The sequence below is a fragment of the Streptomyces sp. 3211.6 genome, assembly GCF_003634815.1.
In the GTDB taxonomy this organism is placed as follows: Bacteria; Actinomycetota; Actinomycetes; order Streptomycetales; family Streptomycetaceae; genus Streptomyces; species Streptomyces katrae_A.
Genome location: NZ_RBXC01000001.1, coordinates 1523351 through 1542550 on the forward strand (window position 1 = coordinate 1523351; position 19200 = coordinate 1542550).

The following is a 19200-nucleotide window of genomic DNA, read 5'->3' on the forward strand; positions in this document are numbered from 1 at the left end:
GTATTCGATGCTGCACTCCACCGTTCACCGAACTGTACTGCGAGGTCCTGCCATGACCGCCCTCTTCGCCCTGGCCACAGCCCTGCTCTGGGGCCTCGCCGACTTCGGCGGCGGGCTGCTGACGCGCCGCCTTCCGGCGCTCACGGTGGTCGTGGTCTCGCAGATCGCCGCCGTCCTCGTGCTCGGCTCCGTCGTCCTCGCCACCGGCGCCTGGCGGGAGGCCGGCCCGCAGCTGTGGTTCGCGGTGGCGGCGGGCCTGGTCGGACCGGCGGCGATGCTCAGCTTCTACAAGGCGCTCGCCCTGGGCCCGATGGGCGTGGTCTCGCCGCTGGGCTCCGTCGGTGTCGTCGTGCCGGTCGGGGTGGGGCTGGTGCTCGGCGAGCGGCCGGGGGCGGGCCAGTTCGCGGGGATCGCGGTGGCCGTGGTCGGCATCGTGCTCGCGGGCGGACCCGAGCTGCGCGGCGCGCCCGTCCAGCGGCAGGCGGTGGTCCTGACCCTGGTCGCCGCCTTCGGCTTCGGCGCGGTGATGGCGCTGATCTCGCAGGCCTCCACCACCGTCACCGGACTGTTCCTCGCGCTGTTCGTCCAGCGGGTCACCAACGTCGCCGTCGGCGGGTCCGCCCTGTGGGCGCAGACCCGGCGCGGCGTCCCGGCACTGCCGGAGGGCACCGGCCCGCACGTCCTGTGGGGGCTGCTGCCCGCGCTGGTGTTCGTGGGCCTGGCGGACGTCGCGGCCAACGGCACCTACTCGCTCGCCGCGCAGAACGGCCCCGTCACGGTGGCCGCCGTGCTCTCCTCGCTCTACCCGGTGGTCACGGCTCTCGCCGCCTTCGCCGTGCTCAGGGAGCGGCTGCGCAGCATCCAGGCGGCGGGCGCCGGCCTGGCCCTGGCCGGCACGGTCCTGCTGGCGGCCGGCTGAGCCCGGAACCGTCGTCGGCCCTCGTCGGCTCACCACCGCTCCACGGGCCTCCCTCGGCGGTACGAACCCACGCCGCGCCCGGCCGGACCGAGGCCGGCCGGGCCGAGGCCGCGGGCCTGCGCCCCGCACCGCCGGGCCCGGCGCCGCCCGGACCGCGCCGACGGGGCGCTACTGCTCCGCGGCCTCCGCCAGCGCCGCCAGGCCGCGCAGCTGCGCCGAGGTCACCCCGTCGGGGATCGGCACCGGCGCCGGGGTGCGCAGCGGCGGCTGCCAGCCCGTCTCCGGCTCCCAGCGGCGCACGATCCGGGCCGGGGCCCCCGCCACCACGGCGTGGTCCGGCACCTCTCCCCGTACGACGGCCCCCGCGGCCACCACCACGTTGCGGCCCAGCTTCGCCCCGGGGAGGATCACCGCCCCCGTGCCCAGCCAGCAGCCCGGGCCGATCTCCACCGGGGCACTGCGCGGCCACTGCTTGCCGACGGGCTCGTGCGGGTCGTCGTAGCTGTGGTTGGTGGAGGTGATGTAAACCCCGGGCCCGCAGAACGTGTCGTCGCCGATGCTGATGCGGGCGTCCGCGATGACGTGGCTGCCCCGGCCGAGGACCACGCCGTTGCCCAGGACCAGTACGGGGTCGGGGCCGAGGTCGAGGTCGGGCATCATCCCGGCGGTCAGCGTGACCTGCTCGGCGATGATGCAGTGGCCGCCCATCCGGATCCACGGCTCGCCGAAGACGGTGCCCTGGGGGAAGGCGAGCCGGGTGCCGTCGCCGATGGCCCCGAACCGCAGCCTGCCCGGGTTCTGCGCGGTGACCGCGCCGGCCTGCTGCATCCAGCGCCAGCCCGCGTGGACCGCGCGGCTGGCGACGCGGCGGCGCAGGGCGGCCAGGGATGAGAACGTGTTCTGGTTCTTCGGCACCCGGCCACGGTAGTGGGCCGCGCGGCGGACGTCGGGACCGCGTTCCTGTGATCTTCACCCCATCGCCGCCCGAGGGCGGCCCGTGCCCTACCGTGCCGGTAGCGCGGCATCCGGAAACAGAGGGAAACGATCATGACGAACCACACGGGCCACACGGGCCACACGGGCCAAGGTGGTCAGGCCGGTCAGGGAGCTCTCATCGCGGCCGTGGGCGACCGTCGGCCGTCCGTGGACCCGACCGCGTTCACCGCCCCGACCTCGGTCGTGGTCGGCGACGTCACCCTGGGCGCCGGCGCCAGCGTCTGGTACTCGGCGGTGCTGCGCGGCGACTGCGGCCCGATCACGCTGGGCGCCGACAGCAACGTCCAGGACAACTGCACGCTGCACGTGGACCCCGGCTTCCCGGTGTCCGTCGGCGAGCGGGTCTCCATCGGCCACAACGCCGTCGTGCACGGCTGCACCGTGGAGGACGACTGCCTGATCGGAATGGGCGCGACCGTGCTGAACGGGGCCGTGATCGGTGCCGGTTCGCTGGTGGCGGCGCAGGCCCTGGTCCCCCAGGGGATGGTGGTCCCGCCCGGCTCACTGGTCGCGGGCGTGCCGGCCAAGGTGCGGCGGGAGCTCACCGCCGAGGAGCGCGAGCACATCAAGGTGAACGCCGCGATGTACACGGAGCTGGCGCAGCAGCACCGGGCCTCGGTGACCCCGGAGTCCTGACGCCGCCGGGCTCCCGGGGCGGGCGGCCCCGGGAGCCGTGGGTCAGTCCGCGGCGCCCGCCGGGGCGGTCACCCGCTGGGCCGCTTCCGCGCGGGCGGCGGCCGCGGCCTTCTTCATCCGGCCGCGGACCACCAGCGTGACGACGAGCCCGAGCAGCAGGGCCGCCACCAGGGCCAGCCAGGAGAACCGCTTCAGCCACGGCTCCGCCACGATGCCGACGGTGTAGATGACCGCCGTGGTGCCGCCGGCCCAGAGGATGCCGCCGAGGACGTTGGCGATCAGGAAGCGCCAGTACGGCATGCGCAGCACACCCGCGAGCGGCCCGGCGAAGATCCGCAGCAGGGCCACGAACCGGCCGAAGAAGACGGCCCACATCCCCCACCGGTCGAACGAGCGCTCCGCCACGGCCACCTGCTCCGGCCCGAAGTGCTTCGGGAACCGCCGGCCCAGCTTCTCCAGCAGCGGCTTGCCGCCGCGCCGCCCGATCGCGTACCCGATGGAGTCGCCGACGATCGCCCCCGCGATCGCGCAGAGCCCCAGGACCACGGGGTCGATGTGCCCTTGCTGCGAGGCCAGCAGGGCCGCGCTCACGAGGATGATCTCTCCGGGCAGCGGGATGCCCAGGCTCTCCAGTCCGATGACCAGACCCACCAGGAGATAGACACTGATCGCCGGAATCGTCTCCAGCCATTCCTGGACGTGCACCGGTTCGCCCTCCCTCGTCGTCACCGGCGCGCCCGGGGGACACGCCGAACGAGCAGCCTATCCGCTCCCCACCACAGGCTTTGCCCGCAGCACGGGTTCCCGGGGCGAACGACCGGCGAACACCTCACGACGACCTGAACCGCACGGTGGGCGCGCGGCGCGCGCCAGGCGGCCGCCCGCCCCGCTACGTCACCGCCCCGCTACCGGCCCGTCAGGCGGTGGCGTTGGGACGCAGCGTCCAGACCACGGTCATCTCGCCCGTGACGGCCTCGTCCTCGCGCTGGATCGCGATGGTGACCGGGAACTCCGGGCGGCCGCCCGCGTCGAGCTCGGCGACGACCTCGGAGGCCGGGCGGCCGAGGGTGGCGGTGGCCGTCACGACGCCCTTGGCGAGCTTCTTGTAGCCGATCTCGGCCTTGACGGCCAGCGGCACCGCGCGCGAGAGCTGGTCGCCGAAGGCGGCCAGGACGATCGCGCCGCTCGCGGACTCGGCCAGGGTGAACATCGCGCCGGCGTGCGGGCCGCCGACGTGGTTGTGGAAGTCCGGCTGGTCCGGGAGCCGGACGACGGCGCGCTCCGCGGTGGTCTCCAGGAACTCGAGGTTGAGGGTGCGGGCCATCGGCACGGTCTGGGCGAGCAGTTCGCCCACGTTCATCTGTTCTGCGCTCATGGCACGCGATGTTACCCACGAGTAGATGAACTTGGCCAGAGCCTGCGAGGGGGCGGACGTGGCTCCCGCAGGCCGCTCCCACTATGGTTACCGGCCATGTGGCCAGGACAGCAGCAGCCGCCCGGGGGACAGCAGGGCCCCCAGGACGCGCAACAGAACCCGTACCAGCAGCAGCCGGGACAGCCGAACCCGTACCAGCAGCAGCCCCAGCCGGGTTTCGGTCAGCAGCAGCCCGGCTACGGCTACCCCCAGGCGGGCGGTTACCAGACCCCGCCGCCGGTCCAGCCGTGGGGTCAGCCCACCCCGCAGCCGCCCGCACCGCGGGCTTCCGGCGGGAGCCCGTTCTCGACGAAGACCGTGGCCATCGTGGCCGCCTCGGCGGTCGTCGTGACGGCGGCCGCGACCGGAGCCTTCGTGCTCACCCGGGACGACAAGGGGAGCAACCAGGCGAGCAACAAGCCGGCCGCCGCCTCCTCCGCGCCCGCCACCTCGGCCGCACCGCCCGCCCCGAGCGACAACCCGCGCGGCGGCGGCGACGCCAAGCCCGTCATCCCGGGCTGGAAGGTGGTCATGAACCCGAAGCACGGCACCGCCTTCGACGTCCCGCCGGAGTGGAACGTGGCCGGCTCCGGGGTGATCGCCGGCTTCGAGGACACGAAGAAGGGCGACGGCTCCCCTCTCGTCACCTTCTCCGCACCCGCCTTCCTCAAGGAGGACTGGTGCAAGGTGGACTCCAACAAGGACGGCAAGGAGGAGAGCACCGGGCTGGCCGGCACCGGCACCAAGGGCGGCCAGGGCGCCAAGGACACGGCCGGGGCCGCACACAGCGAGGCGGGCACCTGGGTGTTCGCCGCCTTCTCGCAGAAGCTCCCCGAGGACAGGGTCAAGATCTCCCCGTCCAAGGAGTTCACGACCCTCTCCGGCCTCAAGGGGCACTACGCGACGGCGACCGTCAGCGACATCCCCAAGGAGAACAAGTGCTCCACGGACGGCAAGAGCATCGCCTTCAGCTTCCGCAACTCCAAGGGTGACTTCGCCAGCTGGGTCCTGTGGAGCGCGGCCGGGGTCCCCGGCGAGGTGGACCAGGCCACCGAGGAGAAGATCATGAGCTCGGTCCGCCTCCTCGGCAACTGACCTCACGCACCACCCCACCCCCGGGCCGATTATCCGTTTTCCGGTTATTCGTTTGGATTCTCGGCCCGGGGCAGGGATAGTCCCCGGGTGAGCTCTCCCCCCGCCGGCTTCCCCGCCCCCTCACGCCGCCTGCCCTCCTGGGCGGGCCGCAACTACGCCCTGCTGACCGGCGCCGCGGTCGTGACGAACCTCGGCAGCCACGGAGCGCTCATCGCCTCCGCCTTCGCCGTCATGGACGCGGGCGGCTCCGGCGGCGACGTCGGCCTCGTCGCGGCGGCCCGTACGCTGCCCCTCGTCCTCTTCCTGCTCGTCGGCGGCGCCCTCGCCGACCGGCTCCCGCGCCACCGCGTGATGGTCGCGGCCAACGCCCTCAACTGCCTCTCGCAGGCCGCTTTCGCGGTGCTGGTCCTCACCGGCGAGCCCCGGCTGTGGCAGATGATGCTGCTCACCGCCCTCTGCGGCACCGGCACGGCGTTCTTCAACCCGGCCGCCGAGGGGATGCTCCTCTCCAGCGTCTCGGGCGAGCACTCCAACCGCGCGTTCGCGCTCTTCCGGATGGCGATGAACGGCGCGGGCATCGGCGGCGCGGCCCTGGGCGGCGCCCTGATCGCGGCGATCGGCCCCGGCTGGGTCCTGGCCGTGGACGCGGCCGCCTTCGCCGTCGCGGGCGCCCTGCGCGCCTTCCTCGACGTCGGCCACATCGCCGAACGGCCCCCGGGCGGGGGCCTGCTGGCCGACCTGCGCGAGGGCTGGGTGGAGTTCCGCTCCCGGGCCTGGCTGTGGAGCATCGTGCTCCAGTTCTCCGTCGTCGTCGCCGTCGTCGGGGCCGCGGAGTCGGTGTACGGGCCCCTCGTCGCCCGCGACCGGCTGGGCGGGCCGGCCCCCTGGGGGGTGGCCCTGGCCTTCTTCGGCCTGGGCACGATCGCCGGGGCCGTCCTGATGATGCTGTGGAAGCCGCGCCGCCTGCTGCTGGTCGGCACCCTGTGCGTGTTCCCGCTGGCGCTGCCCTCGGCGGGCCTCGCGGTCCCGCTGCCCGCCTGGGGGCTGTGCGCGGTGATGCTCGTCAGCGGCACCGCCGTCGAGGTGTTCGGCGTGAACTGGATGACGACGATGCACCAGGAGATCCCCGAGGAGAAGTTCTCCCGGGTCTCCGCCTACGACTGGTTCGGCTCGCTCTCCCTGCTCCCCCTGGCCACCGCCCTGGCCGGCCCGGCCGAGACCGTCTTCGGGCGCACCCCGGCCCTGTGGGGCTGCGCGGCCCTGGTGATCGTCCCCACGGCCCTGGTCCTCCTCGTTCCGGAGGTCCGCCACATCACCCGCAGGCCGGTCCCCGACAAGTCCGCCGCGGCCGGGTCCAGCCTCGCCGGCGTGTGAACCCCCACCCGTCACTGCGCCCGTCCACACGCGTGACCCCCGCCCGTCACCCGACGCTGAACGCCCCCTCCGGCGGCTCCGGCGAAGCGACGGCATCGGCGTCCGCCACCGCGACCGCGCCCCGCATGAACCGCCGCAGCCCCTCCCCTGTCTCCACCCGCGCCGCGAACGCGTCCCCGGCACACCGCCGGGCCAGAGCGGCCACCGGCAGCGGGGCGTCGGAGGCCAGCAGCACCGCGTTGCCGAAGCGCCGCCCGCGCAGCACCCCCGGCTCGGCGATCAGCGCGAGCTCCCCGAACACGGCGGCGAAATTGGCCAGCTGGGCCTTGAGGAAGCCGAACGGCGCCCCGTCGGCCAGGTTCGCCGCGTAGAGGCCGCCGGGCCGCAGCACCCGGGCGGCCTGCCGGGCGTACTCCACCGAGGTCAGCTGGGCCGGTACCCGCGAGCCCCCGAACACGTCGGCGACCAGGACGTCCGCGCTCGCCCCCGGGGCCCGCTCCAGCCAGGCCCGGGCGTCGGCGGCGTGCACCTCCACCCGCGCCGCGGCCGCCAGCGGCAGGTGCTGCGCCACCAGCTCCACCAGCCCCGCGTCGAACTCGACCACGGTCTGGCGGGAGCCCGGCCGGGCCGCCGCCGCGTAGCGGGGCAGGGTCAGCGCGCCGCCGCCCAGGTGCAGCAGGTCCAGCGCCACCCCCGGTTCGGCCGCGCAGTCCAGTACGTGCGCGAGGCGCCGCACGTACTCGAACTCCAGGTGCTCCGGCTCGTCGAGGTCCACGTAGGACTGCGGAGCCCCGTTCACGGTGAGCAGCCAGGCCCGCTCCCGGTCCACGTCCGGCATCAGCTTGGCGGTGCCCTGGGCCGTTTCCCGGATCACCGGGATCTGTTCGTCGCTCACCCCACCATTGTCGGGCCCGCCGCAGGCCCCCTCAGGCCGACGTCCAGACGGCGGCCGCCTCGGCCACGTGCGCGGCGGCCTGGGCCAGCCCCGCCCGCGCCGCGGGGGCCCGCCGGGCGGGGTCGAGCAGGTTGCGGCCGAAGGCCTTGCGGGCCTCCGGGGACGAGACGATCAGCAGCACCCGGGCACCCTCGGCCCGCAGCCGCTCGGCCTGCTGGACGGGAGAGGGGAGCTTCCCCACGCCGACGGGCAGCGGGGCGAGGATCACCACGCGCCGGTAGCCGGCCGCCAGGTCGGCGTTGACGGCGGAGCGGACGCCGCCGTCCACGTACCGGCGGCCGTCGATGGTGACGGGCGGCCAGACCCCGGGCACGGCGCAGCTCGCCGCGACGGCGTCCACCAGCCCGGCCCCGCGCTCCCGGTCGAAGAGGGCGCTCTCGCCGGTCAGCGCGTCGACGGCGGTGACGACCAGCCGCCGCTCGGGCCACTCGTGCGAGACGAGCCGGGCCGCCAGGACCGCGCGCCGCTCCGCCTCGTCGGGGGTGTCGGCGGCGAGGGCGATGGTGCCGACCCGCCTGCCGTACTCGGCGGCGTCGCGCGAACGGACCATGGCGAGGGCGTACCGGGCGATCAGGCCCGCGCCGAACTTCGCCGCGATCTCCCCGGCGGGGTCGGCGAGCTGGCGTTCGTACAGCTCGCGCGGGGTGAGCAGCCCGGAGGCGAGCTGGGCGCCGACCACCGAGCCGGCGGAGGTGCCGACGACGAGGTCGGCGCCGGTGAGGTCCACTCCGGCGCGGGCGAGCCCGTAGAGGATCCCGGACTCCCAGCCGACGCCGGTGAGCCCGCCGCCTCCGAGCACCAGTGCCGTCTCGCGTGCCGTGTCGCCGCTCATCGCCGCCCGCCCCTCGCTCCCCCCACGGGCCACCCGTGTGGTGACGGCAGTCTGGCAAAGCCGGACCGCCGCCACCACAGCCGGGGGCCGCTACCCGAGGACCTCGGTCACCGTCCCCGCGCCGACCGTGCGCCCGCCCTCGCGGATCGCGAAGCCGAGGCCCGCCTCCAGGGGCACGTCCCGGCCCAGCTCGACGGTCATGGTGACCGTCTCCCCGGGCCGGGCCACCCCGGCCGCGCCGAGGTCCACGTCCCCGACCACGTCGGCGGTGCGGATGTAGAACTGCGGCCGGTAGCCGGAGGACAGCGCCGTCGTCCGGCCGCCCTCGCGCGCGGAGAGGACGTACACCTGCGCGGTGAAGCGCCGCCGCGGAGCCACGCTGCCGGGCGCGGCGACCACGTGGCCGCGGCGCACCCCGTCACGGTGCACCCCGCGCAGCAGCAGCGCCACGTTGTCCCCCGCCTCGGCGGCCTCCATCGGCTTGCCGAAGGTCTCCAGGCCCGTGACGACGGTCTCCACGGGCTCGCCCTCGCCCCCGAGGAGCGCGACGCGGTCGCCGAGCCGGACGGTGCCGCGCTCGACGGCGCCGGTCACGACGGTGCCGCGGCCGGTGATGGTCAGGACGTTCTCGACCGGCAGCAGGAACGGCGCGTCCGTGTACCGCACGGGCGTCGGCACGTACGTGTCCACCGCGTCGAGCAGCGCCTCGATCGCCGCGGTCCAGCGCGGGTCGCCCTCCAGTGCCCCGAGCCCGGAGACCCGGACGACCGGGGCCTCGTCGCCGCCGTAGCCGTGGGCGGTGAGCAGCTCGCGGACCTCCAGCTCGACCAGGTCGGTCAGCTCCGGGTCGCCGGCGTCGGCCTTGTTGAGGGCCACCACGATGTGGTCCACCCCGACCTGCCGGGCGAGGAGCACGTGCTCGGCGGTCTGGGGCATGACCCCGTCGAGGGCGGAGACGACGAGGATGGCCCCGTCGAGCTGGGCCGCGCCGGTGACCATGTTCTTGATGTAGTCGGCGTGGCCGGGCATGTCGACGTGGGCGTAGTGGCGGGTGCCGGTCTCGTACTCGACGTGGGTGAGGTTGATGGTGATCCCGCGCCGGGCCTCCTCGGGGGCGCGGTCGATCCGGTCGAACGGCACGAAGGAGGCGCCGCCGCGCTCGGCGAGGACTTTGGTGATGGCGGCGGTGAGGGTGGTCTTGCCGTGGTCGACGTGACCCATGGTGCCGATGTTGAGGTGCGGCTTGGTGCGGGCGAAGGCCGTCTTGGCCATGGTGTCTTTCCCGTGTCTCGAAGCTGGAACGGGACCCCTGGAGCGAACCGACCCTCCCCCTGCGGGGTCCGCCGGACGATCCGGGAAGGGTCAGCTTCGTGCGCCGTCGAACGCGGCGGGTGCCGCTGCGGCGAAGGCCTCTGCCAGGGCGAGTGCCGGGGAGGCGGGGAGGGCAGCCTTCGGCGCGTCCGCGACTGCGGACGGCGCTGCGGTGAAGGCGTACCGGGACATGCCCCTGATCCTGCCCCAGGGGGCGGGGCGCGTCGAACGAATTACCGCCGGGCCGGGGTCCGTTCGCCGGCGCGGTGCGTGCTCCGGCCGTCGGGCTCCGTTCGTCCGGATGAGGCCTGGATTACGGCGGGGTGCCGCGCCGGTCGGTTAATCTCCCCGGATGTCCCTCCTCCTCGCGCCGTGGACGCGGCTGTCGCTGCTGCTCGTGCTGCTCGTGGCGGCCGGGGTCTGCGTCCTGGTCTACGAGCCCCAGCGGCTGCTCTCCCAGGGCTGGCCGACGGGGCTCCCCGTCGGCGTGGCCGTGCTGCTGTTCGCGGCCGCCTACGGGCTGTGCACGGCGGCGTTCGTGCCGCGCCCGCTGCTGAACCTCGCCGCGGGGGCGGTCTTCGGCACCTGGTTCGGCCTGGTGGCGGCCGTCGGCGGCACGGTGCTGGGGGCCGGGATCTCCTTCGGCCTGGGCCGCGCGATGGGCCAGGAGGCACTGCGCCCGTTCCTGCGCGGGCGCTGGCTGAAGGCGGCCGACGCCCAGCTGAGCGGGCACGGCTTCCGTTCCGTGCTGGCGGTCCGGATCTTCCCCGGGGTGCCGTTCGCCGCGGCCAACTACCTGGCGGCGGTGTCCCGCTGCGGCTGGCTCCCCTTCTTGCTGGCCACGGCCCTCGGTACGGTGCCCAACGCGGCCGCGTACGTGATCGCGGGAGCCAGTGCCTCCTCCCCCGGATCCCCCGCGTTCCTCGTCTCGTCCGGGTTCATCGCCGTCTCCGGGGTGGTCGCCGCCGCGGTCGCCTGGCGGGGGCGCCACCGCCTCGCGGCCCCCGCCGTGTGCGAGCCCTCGCCGGTGCACCCCCCTGTGGTCGGTGCCGCTCCGCACGGGCCCTAGCATCGGACCCGAACTGCCCGACGATCACAAGGACGAGCACCCACCGACATGAGCTGGTTCGAATCCCTAATCCTCGGTCTCGTCCAAGGTCTCACGGAGTTCCTGCCGATCTCCTCCAGCGCACACCTGCGGCTGACGGCCGCTTTCGCCGGCTGGCACGATCCGGGTTCGGCCTTCACGGCGATCACGCAGATCGGCACCGAGGCCGCCGTGCTGATCTACTTCCGCAAGGACATCGCGCGGATCGTCTCGACCTGGTTCCGCTCGCTCTACACCAAGTCGCTGCGCTCCGAACAGGACGCGCGGATGGGCTGGCTGGTCATCGTCGGCTCCATCCCGATCGGCGCCCTCGGCGTCGCGTTCAAGGACCAGATCACCGGCCCGGCCCGTGACCTGCGGCTGACCGCCACCACCCTGATCGTGATGGGCCTCATCCTCGGCTTCGCCGACTGGCTGGCCTCGCGGGACGAGCAGGGCGGCCGGCACCGGGTGGTGAAGCAGCGCAAGACGCTCAAGGAGCTGGGCGTCAAGGACGGTCTGATCTTCGGCGTGTGCCAGGCGATGGCGCTGATCCCGGGCGTCTCGCGCTCGGGTGCGACGATCTCCGGCGGTCTGCTGCTCGGCTTCACGCGTGAGGCGGCGGCCCGCTACTCCTTCCTGCTGGCCATCCCGGCCGTGCTGGCCTCGGGCGCCTTCGAGATCAAGGACGTGATCGAGACCCCCGGCCACATCACCTGGGGGCCGACGATCTTCGCCACGGTGATCGCCTTCTTCGTGGGCTACGCCGTCATCGCGTGGTTCATGAAGTTCATTTCGAGCAAGAGCTTCATGCCGTTCGTGATCTACCGGATCCTGCTCGGCATCGCGCTGTTCGTCCTGATCGGCATGGGCGTGCTGGCGGCGGAGGCGGGCGCGTCCGGCAGCTAGCCCGGCCGCGAGGACCCACGTGTGCGCGACGGAGGGCGCCCGGGAACGTTCCCGGGCGCCCTCTGCGTCGTTGTGCCCGGTGAGACCTGAACGGCGAGCGACTGGGGGTGTCCCATGGGTCGGGTGGTACTGGAGCGTTTTCCGGCCGGAAGTCCGCGCGGCAGCTGGCCCGCGGAGGAGTACGCGGCCCAGCGGATGCGCGAGGGCGTGCCGGCGGAGGTGGTGATGGACCTGGCCAGTGACGCCTTCCTGGTCGTGATCCGGAAACGGGAGGCGCATTCCGGCCACTGAGCCCCATCCGGAAGATCCCGTGGCCGCACGCCCCTTGGCCTCGTGGTCCGCCGGCCGCACACTGACCCGATGACGCAGCGTGTGGACCTGGCGACGGTGATGGACCGGCTGGCGGTCGACGAGGTGGTCTCGGGGTACGCGGCGGCCGTCGACGACGGCGACTGGGCGGCCTACCGCGCCCTGTTCACCCCCGGCGGGCGGGCCGACTACGGCTCGGCGGGCGGGATCGAGGGGCCGGCCGGGGAGGTGGCCGACTGGCTCGCGGAGACCATGCGGCTGTTCCCGGTGCGCCAGCACCTCATCGTCAACCGGCGGATCCTGCTGGAGGACCGGGACGGCTCCCCCGGGGACACCGCGCGCGTGCTGGCCGACTTCCTGAACCCGATGCGGCTCGCGGGCGACGGCGACCAGGGCACCTCCCCCAACTTCGTCGCCGCCGGGCGCTACACCTTCACGCTCGCCCGCACAGCGGCCGGCTGGCGGCTCACCGGGGTGACCGTGCACGAGAAGTGGCGCCACATGCAGGCCTGAACGCCGGCCGGAGTTTGCGGGCGCGGCCCGCCGGATGCGGTCCCACACTGGAGGCGGAGGCACGTCATGGTCGCGGAGCTGAGCGGGCGGAGCGGGCGGAGCGGGCGGAGCGGGGCCTGCCGGCCGGGCGGGCCGGCCCGGCTGCGCGGACGGGGCGGGCGCACCGGGCCGGACCTGCCGGGCCCGCGCAGCCGGTGGTGGCGGGCTTCGGGGGCGGTCGCCGCCGGGGCGCTGCCGTGCCTGGCCTTCCCCGCCCCGGCGCTGTGGTGGCTGGCGTACGTGGCCCTCGTGCCCTGGATGCTGCTGCTGCGCTCCGCCCCCACCGGGCGGCGGGCGGCGCTGGAGGGCTGGCTCGGCGGGGCGGGGTTCATCGTCGCGGTGCACCACTGGCTGCTGCCCAGCCTGCACGTGTTCCTGGTGCCCCTCGCCGCCCTGCTGGGGCTGCTGTGGATCCCCTGGGCGCTGCTGGTAAGGGAGTTGCTGGGCGGGGCGCCGGATCCGGGCCGGGCCGCGGTGGCCCTGCTGCTCGTACCGGCGGGGTGGCTGCTGTCCGAGCTGGCCCGGTCCTGGCAGGGGCTGGGCGGGCCGTGGGGGCTGCTGGGGGCCAGTCAGTGGCAGGTGCCCGCGGCGCTCCGGCTGGTCTCCGTGGGCGGGGTGTGGCTGGTGAGCCTGCTGGTGGTGGCGGTGAACTGCGCGGTGGTGCTGCTGGTCGCCGCGCCGGGTGCGCGGGTGGCGGCGGTGGCCTCGGTCGCGGGGTGCGCGGTGCTGACGAGCGTGGTGTGGCTGTGGCTGCCGCGCCCGGAGCCGGCGGGCGGGCTGCGCGTGGCCGTCGTGCAGCCCGGCCTGGTGGACGCGGCGGACGGCGCGGAGCGGCGGTTCGCCGTCGGGGAGCGGCTGACGTCGGACCTGGCGGGCACGCACCCCGATCTGGTGGTGTGGGGCGAGAGCAGCGTCGGCGCGGACCTGGCGGCGCGGCCCGACCTGGCCCGGCGGCTGGCGGAACTGTCCGCGCGGGTCGGAGCCCCGCTGCTGGTCAACGTGGACGCCCGCCGCTCGGACCGGCCGGGAATATACAAGAGCTCGGTGCTGGTCGGACCCCAGGGGCCCACCGGCGACCGGTACGACAAGATGCGGCTGGTGCCCTTCGGGGAGTACATACCGGCCCGGTCGGTGCTGGGCTGGGCCACCTCGGTGGGCAAGGCGGCGGGCGAGGACCGGATGCGGGGCGACGGGCCGGTGATCATGGACCTGCCCGGCGGGACCCGGATCGGCCCGCTGGTGTGCTTCGAGTCGGCCTTCCCCGACATGAGCCGCTACCTGGCCGACGAGGGGGCCGGGATGCTGGTCGCCCAGTCGTCCACCTCGACCTTCCAGCGCAGCTGGGCCCCCGCCCAGCACGCCTCGCTGGCGGCCCTGCGCGCCGCCGAGACCGGCCGCCCCATGGTGCACGCCACCCTGACCGGGGTCAGCGCGGTCTACGGCCCGTCGGGCGAGCGGATCGGCAGGGCCCTGCCCACCTCGGCGAGCACGGCAGCCGTGTACGAGGTGCCGCTGGCCCGGGGCACGACCCTCTTCGTCCGGTTCGGGAACTGGCCCGGCGGCGCCTCGCTGGCCGCGCTCGGCCTGTACTGCGCGGCCCGGGGCGCCCGGGCGGTCAGGGCCGCGAGGTCTGCTCCAGCGCCGTCAGCACCACCCGCTCGCACAGCTCGTGGGTGAGCAGGGCGTCCCGGGCGCTGAGCACCTTGCCGCCCTCCACGGCCTCCAGGAAGGTGTCGACGGCCTGCTCGATCCCGCGCTGGCGGGCCACGGGGACCCAGTCCCCGCGCCGGCGCACCGTCGGCTGCCCCTTGTGGTCGATGACCTCGGCGAGGTTGACGACCTGGCGCTTGGAGTCCTGTCCGGAGACCTCCAGCACCTCCTCGGTGGAGCCGGAGAGCCGGTTCATGATGCCGAGGGCGGTGAATCCCTCACCGGACATCTGGAGCACCACCTGTGACATCAGCCCCTCGCGCACCACGGCGCGGACGTCGATGTGGTCGGCCTCGCCGGGCAGCAGGAAGCGCAGGGTGTCCACGACGTGGATGAAGTCGTCGAGGACCAGGGTGCGCGGGTCCTCGGGGAGCCCGACCCGGTGCTTCTGCATGACGATCAGATCGCGCGGGAGGTCGGCGCACTGCGCGTACCCGGGGGCGTGACGGCGGTTGAAGCCGACGAAGAGGGAGGTGCCGCGCTCCTCGGCCAGCTCGACCAGGCGGCGGGAGTCGGCGAGTTCGTAGGCGAGCGGCTTGTCCACGTAGGTGGGCACGCCCGCCTCCAGCAGCCGCTCCACGATCTCGGGGTGGACGCCGGTCGGGGCGTGCACGAAGGCGGCGTCCAGGCCCTGGGCGATCAGCGCGCCGAGGGAGGCGTGGCGGCGGCCCTCGGGGACGTGGTGGACCGCCCCGAGCCGCTCCAGCGTGGCGTGGGTGCGGGTCTGCAGGTGCAGTTCGACCCCGGGGCGGGTGGTGAGCACGGGCAGGTACGCCTTCTGGGCGATGTCGCCGAGTCCGATGACGCCGACCTTCACCGGGAGCCTCCTGGTATGTGCCGTATGCCGTATGGGACTCCGCAGCATAATCGCTGGTCGCCGATGGCGCGTTCGACCAGGATGGCGGCCATGACCACCTCCCAGGGAAACCACCGCCACGAGCCCTCCACGACCGCCGGCGAGCGCGAGATGCTGGACGGCTGGCTGGAGTACCACCGCGCCACCCTCGCCTGGAAGTGCGAGGGCCTTTCCGGCGAACAGCTGCGCGCCACCCCGCTGCGGCCCTCGGCACTGAGCCTGATGGGCCTCGTACGGCACATGGCGGAGGTGGAACGGTACTGGTTCCGGGAAATCTCCCTCGGCGAGGACCTGCCCGACCTCTACAGCACCCGGGAGAACCGGGACGGGGACTTCGAGTTCACCGGCGCGGACACCTGGGACGACGCGGAGCAGGTCTGGCACGAGGAGGTCGAGCTGGCCCGCCGGGCCGTCGCCGGCCGTTCCCTCGACGCGGTCTCGGACGCCGCGAGCCACCACCGGGGCGAGGTCTTCAGCCTGCGCTGGATCTACACGCACATGATCGAGGAGTACGCACGGCACAACGGGCACGCCGACCTCCTGCGCGAGCACATCGACGGGGCCACCGGCGAGTAGCGGGGGTGCCGGGGCGGGCGGTGTCCGCCGGACACCGCCTCCGCGTCACCCGTGCGGGGTGAATATCGGCCCAGGGTTTTCGCAACGGGGCCCTCGCACAGCAGAGTTGCGCGGGTGCATCCAACCCGAACCTCGACGAAACTGCTCCTCGGAGCCGCCTGCGCCGTTTCGGCGGTCTCGGCGGTCTCCGGCTGCGTGAACGTGAGCCCCGCGCCGATGCGGCCCGCCGGGGCGCCCTCCGGCGCGGCGGCGCCCCGGCACGAGCCGCGCGGGGGACCCGGGGCGCTGCCGGTGGTGGTCCAGGCGCCCGCCCTGGAGGCGCTGAAGGCCGTCCCCCGGGACCGTGCCGCGCGTCCTTCGGCGCCCACGGCCGCCGGCCGGGGCACGGCGCGCTCCGCATCGGGCGGGCCCGAGCGGGCCGTGCCGGCGGAGGAGGCCCCGGAGGCCGTACCCGACATCCCCGAGCCGCGCAGGCACGCCGGGCACGCCGAGCGGCTGCCCGGGGGCCTTCCGGGGGCGGTACGGCCCGACGCGCGGGTGCCGCGCGAGCTGGTGCGGGAGTTCCCGGTCCGCCCGGCCGACGTGTGCGCTCTGGGCCGCCGGCACGGTCACTGGAAGCCGGACAGCCCGGAGGCCCGCATCTGCGCGGGCGTCCACGAGGGCTGAACGGTCCCTAGGGCGACTGCTCGGGGAAAGGCCGGGGGCCCGGGCCCGCCTCCGCCACGAGCCGTCTCTCCAGGCGGGCGATGGCGTCGCGGACGCCGTCGCCGTACTCGTCGTCGGGCAGGGCCCGGGTGGCGGCGCGGGCCCGCGCGAGGTGCACGCGGGCCGCCTCGGGGCGGCCCAGCTTGACGTAGTCGGCCGCGAGGCTGAGGTGCAGCGAGGGGTAGAAGACGCGCACCGCCTCGCCGAGCCCGTCGGCGGCGCTCAGGGCCCTCAGGTCCCAGGCCAGTTCGTCGGCGGGGTCGTCCTGGGTGTCGGCCATGTAGTGGGCGAGGGTGCAGCGGTGGAGCAGGTCGCCCTCCTCGCCGATCTCGGACCAGATCTCGCAGAGCCGGTTGCGGGCCTCCTCGCGGTCCCCGGCGTGCAGCAGGATGACCGCCTGGCCGATCCTGGTCATGACGGCGTCCTCCGACGCCTCCTGCTGCTGCTCCGTCAACGGGGCCTCCGGCTTGCTCTGCCGGACCTGATTCCGGTCCGATCATCAAGAAGCTAGCCGGAGGCACCGGCTCTGACGCCGAGGCGCGGTGGGGTGTCAGCCCAGGTCCGGGATCCGCCAGTCGATCGGCTCATGGCCCTGCGCGGCGACGGCCTCGTTGATCTGCGTGAAGGGGCGGGAGCCGAAGAACTTCTTGGCCGACAGCGGCGAGGGGTGGGCGCCCTTGACGATGACGTGCCGCTCCTGGTCGATCAGCGGGATCTTCTTCTGGGCGTAGGCGCCCCAGAGGACGAACACGGACGGGTCGGAGCGGTCGGACACGGCGCGGATCACCGCGTCGGTGAACTTCTCCCAGCCCTTGCCCTTGTGCGAGTTGGGCTCGGCCTCACGGACGGTGAGCACGGCGTTCAGCAGGAGGACGCCCTGCCGGGCCCAGGGCATCAGGTACCCGTTGTCCGGGACCTCCAGGCCCAGCTCCTCCTTCATCTCCTTGTAGATGTTGCGCAGCGAGGGCGGGGTCCTGACCCCGGGCTGCACGGAGAAGCACAGGCCGTGCCCCTGGCCGGCGCCGTGGTACGGGTCCTGGCCCAGGACGAGTACCTTCACCTTGTCGAACGGCGTGGCCTCCAGGGCCGCGAAGACCTGCTCGCGCGGCGGGTAGACCGGCCCGTTCGCCCGCTCCTTCTCGACGAACTCGGTGAGCTCCTTGAAGTAGGGCTGGTCCAGCTCCCCGCCGAGGACGGGCAGCCACGACTCGGGCAGCATCTGGGTCACGTCGACAACCTCCGGTACAAGTTCGTGCAACTCCTCAGAACCTACCGGGCACCACTGACAACGCTACGCCCCGGGCGCCAGCGCACCCGGGGCCCGCCGTCACCAGCTGGTCTTGCGGTACAACTCCCACATCTGCATGGCGGTCTGGGGGTCCAGGGCCCGCTCGGCCCCGGCGATGTCCTCGCGGGCGCCGACGTAGAGCTTGCCCTGCCACAGCGGCAGCAGCCGGACGTCCTGCGCGAAGATCTGCTGGGCCTGCTCGAACTCCCGGACGCCGGCCGAGCGGTCGCTCTCGCGGCGGGACTTGGGCAGGATCTCGTTCTGGATCGTGGCGTTCTCGTACGGCGTGCCGACCGCGTTCTCCTTGCCGACGAACGGCGCGATGAAGTTGTCCGGGTCCGGGAAGTCGGGGAACCAGCCGCGGCCGAAGACCGGGTACTCGCCGTTCTTGTAGCCGACCTGGAAGTCCTTCCAGGGCTTGCTGCGCAGCGTGATCTTGAACAGGCCGCTCTCGTCCAGCTGCCGCTTGATCTCGGTGAACTCGTCGGCGGTGGAGCCGCCGTAGCGGTCCGTGGTGTACCAGAACGTGAGGTCCACGGGCGTGGGGATCCCGGCGGACTGCAGGAGCTTGCGCGCCTTGGCCACGTCGGCGTTGCCGTACATGTCGTAGAAGGGCGTCTTGTGGCCGACGACCCCCTTGGGGACCATCGAGTACAGCGGCTCGGCGGTGCCCTGGTAGACCTTGGTGACGAGCGCTCCGCGGTCGATGACCTGGGCGATGGCCTGGCGCACCGGCAACTTCGCGACCTGCGGGTCCTGGGGGTTGAAGACCAGGTAGCGGATCTCGGAGCCGACGTTCTCGACGACCTGGACGCCCTGGTTGTGCGAGGCGGTGCTCTGCAGGTCCTTGATCTCCGCCGCCGACAGGCCTCGGTAGGTGGCGTCGATCTCCTTGTTCTTGAGGGCCGCCACCATCTGGTCGGACTTCTTGAAGTAGCGGATGGTGACCGCGTCGTTACGGCGGTTGGCGAAGCCCTGGTAGCCCTCGTTGCCGTCGAGGACCGCTTCGGAGCCCTCCTTGTACGAGGCGAGCAGGTACGGGCCGGAGCCGGTGACCTTGCCGTCCGAGCGGACCTTGTCGGCCGGGTACTCCTTGGGCGCGACCAGCGAGGCGGCGGGCGAGCCGAGGACGTACGGGAAGGTCGCGTCGGGGGTCTTCAGGTGGAAGACGACCGTGAGCGGGTCGGGGGCCTCGATCTTGTCCAGGCTCTCGAAGAGCCCCTTGGGGCCGACCTGGGAGTTGATCGTCCTGATCCGGTCGAGGGAGTGCTTGACCGCCTTGGAGTCGAGCGGCTCGCCGTCGGAGAACTTCAGGCCCTTGCGCAGGGTGCACCGGTAGGCCATGTTCGCCGTGTCGGTGAAGTCGCAGCTCTGGGCGGCGTCCGGCTGGGGCTTGGTGCTGCCCGTGGGGAACGCCAGGAGGGTCTGGTAGATGTTCCGGTAGAGCTCCCAGGAGCCGTCCCAGGCCGCGGCGGGGTCGAGGGTGCTCGGCGCGCTCGTGGTGCCGACCGTGATCCTCTTCGCCGCGGCGTCGGCGTCGTCCGAAAGCAGACCGCATCCGGCGAGCAGGGATATGGACGCAAGGGCCGCAGTGATCTGCAGGCATCTGGTCCGGTTGAACACGTGCACGCTCCTCGATCAGCCACCGGGTGCGGCAGACCCTACCGCAGAGCGTC

The 19200-nt window shown here is 73.7% G+C and carries 22 protein-coding genes; 11 read left to right on the forward strand and 11 right to left on the reverse strand.

The features are described from left to right. Nucleotides 1–52 precede the first annotated feature (52 nt). Entirely contained in the window at nt 53–919 is an 867-nt protein-coding gene (locus BX286_RS07090; RefSeq protein ID WP_121014740.1) for a DMT family transporter, read from the forward strand. 168 nt (nt 920–1087) lie between these two features. On the opposite strand, the gene BX286_RS07095 is transcribed toward BX286_RS07090, so the two are convergent. After that, nucleotides 1088–1834, reverse strand: a complete 747-nt coding sequence (locus BX286_RS07095) for a DapH/DapD/GlmU-related protein (protein ID WP_079424753.1) — start codon at nt 1832–1834, stop codon at nt 1088–1090. 132 nt (nt 1835–1966) lie between these two features. On the opposite strand from BX286_RS07095, the gene BX286_RS07100 reads away from it, so the two are divergent. Beyond that, nucleotides 1967–2551 carry a gamma carbonic anhydrase family protein gene (locus BX286_RS07100; protein ID WP_187344102.1) on the forward strand — a complete coding sequence of 195 codons (585 nt, stop codon included), beginning with the start codon at nt 1967–1969 and terminating at the stop codon, nt 2549–2551. Nucleotides 2552–2593: 42 nt separating this feature from the next. Here the strand turns inward: BX286_RS07100 and BX286_RS07105 are convergent, their stop codons facing one another. Together BX286_RS07105 and BX286_RS07110 are read right to left on the reverse strand one after the other, a co-directional pair. Continuing rightward, nucleotides 2594–3256 (reverse strand): DedA family protein, encoded by a 663-nt coding sequence (locus BX286_RS07105; RefSeq protein ID WP_079424754.1) that lies wholly within the window; start codon nt 3254–3256, stop codon nt 2594–2596. 211 nt (nt 3257–3467) lie between these two features. Continuing rightward, nucleotides 3468–3926, reverse strand: coding sequence for a DUF4442 domain-containing protein (locus BX286_RS07110; protein WP_187344103.1), 459 nt, complete (start codon nt 3924–3926; stop codon nt 3468–3470). 96 nt (nt 3927–4022) lie between these two features. Here BX286_RS07110 and BX286_RS36455 point away from each other — a divergent pair, with 96 nt between their 5' ends. Continuing rightward, entirely contained in the window at nt 4023–5060 is a 1038-nt protein-coding gene (locus tag BX286_RS36455) for a hypothetical protein (RefSeq protein WP_079424756.1), read from the forward strand. A gap of 87 nt (nt 5061–5147) precedes the next feature. After that, entirely contained in the window at nt 5148–6434 is a 1287-nt protein-coding gene (locus tag BX286_RS07125) for an MFS transporter (protein WP_079424758.1), read from the forward strand. 46 nt (nt 6435–6480) lie between these two features. Here BX286_RS07125 and BX286_RS07130 read toward each other — a convergent pair whose 3' ends face one another. The 4 genes from BX286_RS07130 to BX286_RS36460 all read right to left on the reverse strand — a co-directional run bounded on the left by BX286_RS07130 (nt 6481) and on the right by BX286_RS36460 (nt 9724). Then, nucleotides 6481–7272 (reverse strand): spermidine synthase, encoded by a 792-nt coding sequence (locus BX286_RS07130; RefSeq protein ID WP_167747626.1) that lies wholly within the window; start codon nt 7270–7272, stop codon nt 6481–6483. Nucleotides 7273–7360: 88 nt separating this feature from the next. Continuing rightward, on the reverse strand, nt 7361–8221 hold the full coding sequence (locus BX286_RS07135; RefSeq protein ID WP_079424762.1) for a patatin-like phospholipase family protein: 861 nt from the start codon (nt 8219–8221) through the stop codon (nt 7361–7363). Between the two features lie 90 nt (nt 8222–8311). After that, a complete protein-coding gene (gene tuf / locus BX286_RS07140) occupies nt 8312–9493 on the reverse strand; it encodes an elongation factor Tu (RefSeq protein WP_121014741.1) in 1182 nt (393 codons plus the stop codon). 90 nt (nt 9494–9583) lie between these two features. After that, nucleotides 9584–9724, reverse strand: a complete 141-nt coding sequence (locus BX286_RS36460) for a hypothetical protein (protein ID WP_167747571.1) — start codon at nt 9722–9724, stop codon at nt 9584–9586. A gap of 160 nt (nt 9725–9884) precedes the next feature. Here BX286_RS36460 and BX286_RS07145 point away from each other — a divergent pair, with 160 nt between their 5' ends. The 5 genes from BX286_RS07145 to lnt all read left to right on the forward strand — a co-directional run bounded on the left by BX286_RS07145 (nt 9885) and on the right by lnt (nt 14066). Then, nucleotides 9885–10601, forward strand: coding sequence for a TVP38/TMEM64 family protein (locus BX286_RS07145; protein WP_079424766.1), 717 nt, complete (start codon nt 9885–9887; stop codon nt 10599–10601). Between the two features lie 48 nt (nt 10602–10649). Beyond that, a complete protein-coding gene (locus BX286_RS07150; protein ID WP_079424768.1) occupies nt 10650–11528 on the forward strand; it encodes an undecaprenyl-diphosphate phosphatase in 879 nt (292 codons plus the stop codon). Between the two features lie 114 nt (nt 11529–11642). Continuing rightward, the gene (locus tag BX286_RS07155) at nt 11643–11819 is read left to right on the forward strand and encodes a hypothetical protein (RefSeq protein WP_100865141.1); all 177 of its coding nucleotides are present in this window, start codon (nt 11643–11645) and stop codon (nt 11817–11819) included. A 69-nt stretch (nt 11820–11888) separates the two neighbouring features. Further along, a complete protein-coding gene (locus BX286_RS07160) occupies nt 11889–12350 on the forward strand; it encodes a nuclear transport factor 2 family protein (RefSeq protein WP_079424769.1) in 462 nt (153 codons plus the stop codon). Nucleotides 12351–12416: 66 nt separating this feature from the next. Beyond that, entirely contained in the window at nt 12417–14066 is a 1650-nt protein-coding gene (lnt, locus tag BX286_RS07165; RefSeq protein ID WP_121014742.1) for an apolipoprotein N-acyltransferase, read from the forward strand. On the opposite strand, the gene BX286_RS07170 is transcribed toward lnt, so the two are convergent. Then, a complete protein-coding gene (locus BX286_RS07170; RefSeq protein ID WP_079424771.1) occupies nt 14005–14916 on the reverse strand; it encodes a Gfo/Idh/MocA family protein in 912 nt (303 codons plus the stop codon). The two genes, lnt and BX286_RS07170, sit on opposite strands and share 62 nt — an antisense overlap. A gap of 90 nt (nt 14917–15006) precedes the next feature. Here BX286_RS07170 and BX286_RS07175 point away from each other — a divergent pair, with 90 nt between their 5' ends. Then, a complete protein-coding gene (locus BX286_RS07175; RefSeq protein ID WP_079424772.1) occupies nt 15007–15531 on the forward strand; it encodes a DinB family protein in 525 nt (174 codons plus the stop codon). 114 nt (nt 15532–15645) lie between these two features. Then, nucleotides 15646–16197 (forward strand): hypothetical protein, encoded by a 552-nt coding sequence (locus BX286_RS07180; RefSeq protein WP_261993378.1) that lies wholly within the window; start codon nt 15646–15648, stop codon nt 16195–16197. Nucleotides 16198–16204: 7 nt separating this feature from the next. Here the strand turns inward: BX286_RS07180 and BX286_RS07185 are convergent, their stop codons facing one another. From BX286_RS07185 to BX286_RS07195, 3 genes are all read right to left on the reverse strand, one after another. Beyond that, a complete protein-coding gene (locus tag BX286_RS07185; protein ID WP_100865202.1) occupies nt 16205–16651 on the reverse strand; it encodes a hypothetical protein in 447 nt (148 codons plus the stop codon). Between the two features lie 135 nt (nt 16652–16786). Next, nucleotides 16787–17455 (reverse strand): uracil-DNA glycosylase, encoded by a 669-nt coding sequence (locus tag BX286_RS07190; RefSeq protein ID WP_079431594.1) that lies wholly within the window; start codon nt 17453–17455, stop codon nt 16787–16789. 108 nt (nt 17456–17563) lie between these two features. Continuing rightward, on the reverse strand, nt 17564–19147 hold the full coding sequence (locus tag BX286_RS07195) for an ABC transporter substrate-binding protein (RefSeq protein WP_079424775.1): 1584 nt from the start codon (nt 19145–19147) through the stop codon (nt 17564–17566). Between the last annotated feature and the right edge of the window lie 53 nt (nt 19148–19200).

Excerpts from the sequence above, each read along its gene's own strand:
- BX286_RS07090 (WP_121014740.1), top strand. The coding sequence starts at position 53 with ATGACCGCCCTCTTCGCCCTGGCCACAGCCCTGCTCTGGGGCCTCGCC.
- BX286_RS07100 (WP_187344102.1), top strand. The coding sequence starts at position 1,967 with ATGACGAACCACACGGGCCACACGGGCCACACGGGCCAAGGTGGTCAG.
- BX286_RS07110 (WP_187344103.1), bottom strand. The coding sequence starts at position 3,926 with ATGAGCGCAGAACAGATGAACGTGGGCGAACTGCTCGCCCAGACCGTG.
- BX286_RS36455 (WP_079424756.1), top strand. The coding sequence starts at position 4,023 with ATGTGGCCAGGACAGCAGCAGCCGCCCGGGGGACAGCAGGGCCCCCAG.
- BX286_RS07130 (WP_167747626.1), bottom strand. The coding sequence starts at position 7,272 with ATGCCGGACGTGGACCGGGAGCGGGCCTGGCTGCTCACCGTGAACGGG.
- BX286_RS07135 (WP_079424762.1), bottom strand. The coding sequence starts at position 8,221 with ATGAGCGGCGACACGGCACGCGAGACGGCACTGGTGCTCGGAGGCGGC.
- tuf (WP_121014741.1), bottom strand. The coding sequence starts at position 9,493 with ATGGCCAAGACGGCCTTCGCCCGCACCAAGCCGCACCTCAACATCGGC.
- BX286_RS36460 (WP_167747571.1), bottom strand. The coding sequence starts at position 9,724 with ATGTCCCGGTACGCCTTCACCGCAGCGCCGTCCGCAGTCGCGGACGCG.
- BX286_RS07145 (WP_079424766.1), top strand. The coding sequence starts at position 9,885 with ATGTCCCTCCTCCTCGCGCCGTGGACGCGGCTGTCGCTGCTGCTCGTG.
- BX286_RS07150 (WP_079424768.1), top strand. The coding sequence starts at position 10,650 with ATGAGCTGGTTCGAATCCCTAATCCTCGGTCTCGTCCAAGGTCTCACG.
- BX286_RS07155 (WP_100865141.1), top strand. The coding sequence starts at position 11,643 with ATGGGTCGGGTGGTACTGGAGCGTTTTCCGGCCGGAAGTCCGCGCGGC.
- BX286_RS07160 (WP_079424769.1), top strand. The coding sequence starts at position 11,889 with ATGACGCAGCGTGTGGACCTGGCGACGGTGATGGACCGGCTGGCGGTC.
- lnt (WP_121014742.1), top strand. The coding sequence starts at position 12,417 with ATGGTCGCGGAGCTGAGCGGGCGGAGCGGGCGGAGCGGGCGGAGCGGG.
- BX286_RS07175 (WP_079424772.1), top strand. The coding sequence starts at position 15,007 with ATGACCACCTCCCAGGGAAACCACCGCCACGAGCCCTCCACGACCGCC.
- BX286_RS07185 (WP_100865202.1), bottom strand. The coding sequence starts at position 16,651 with ATGACCAGGATCGGCCAGGCGGTCATCCTGCTGCACGCCGGGGACCGC.
- BX286_RS07190 (WP_079431594.1), bottom strand. The coding sequence starts at position 17,455 with ATGCTGCCCGAGTCGTGGCTGCCCGTCCTCGGCGGGGAGCTGGACCAG.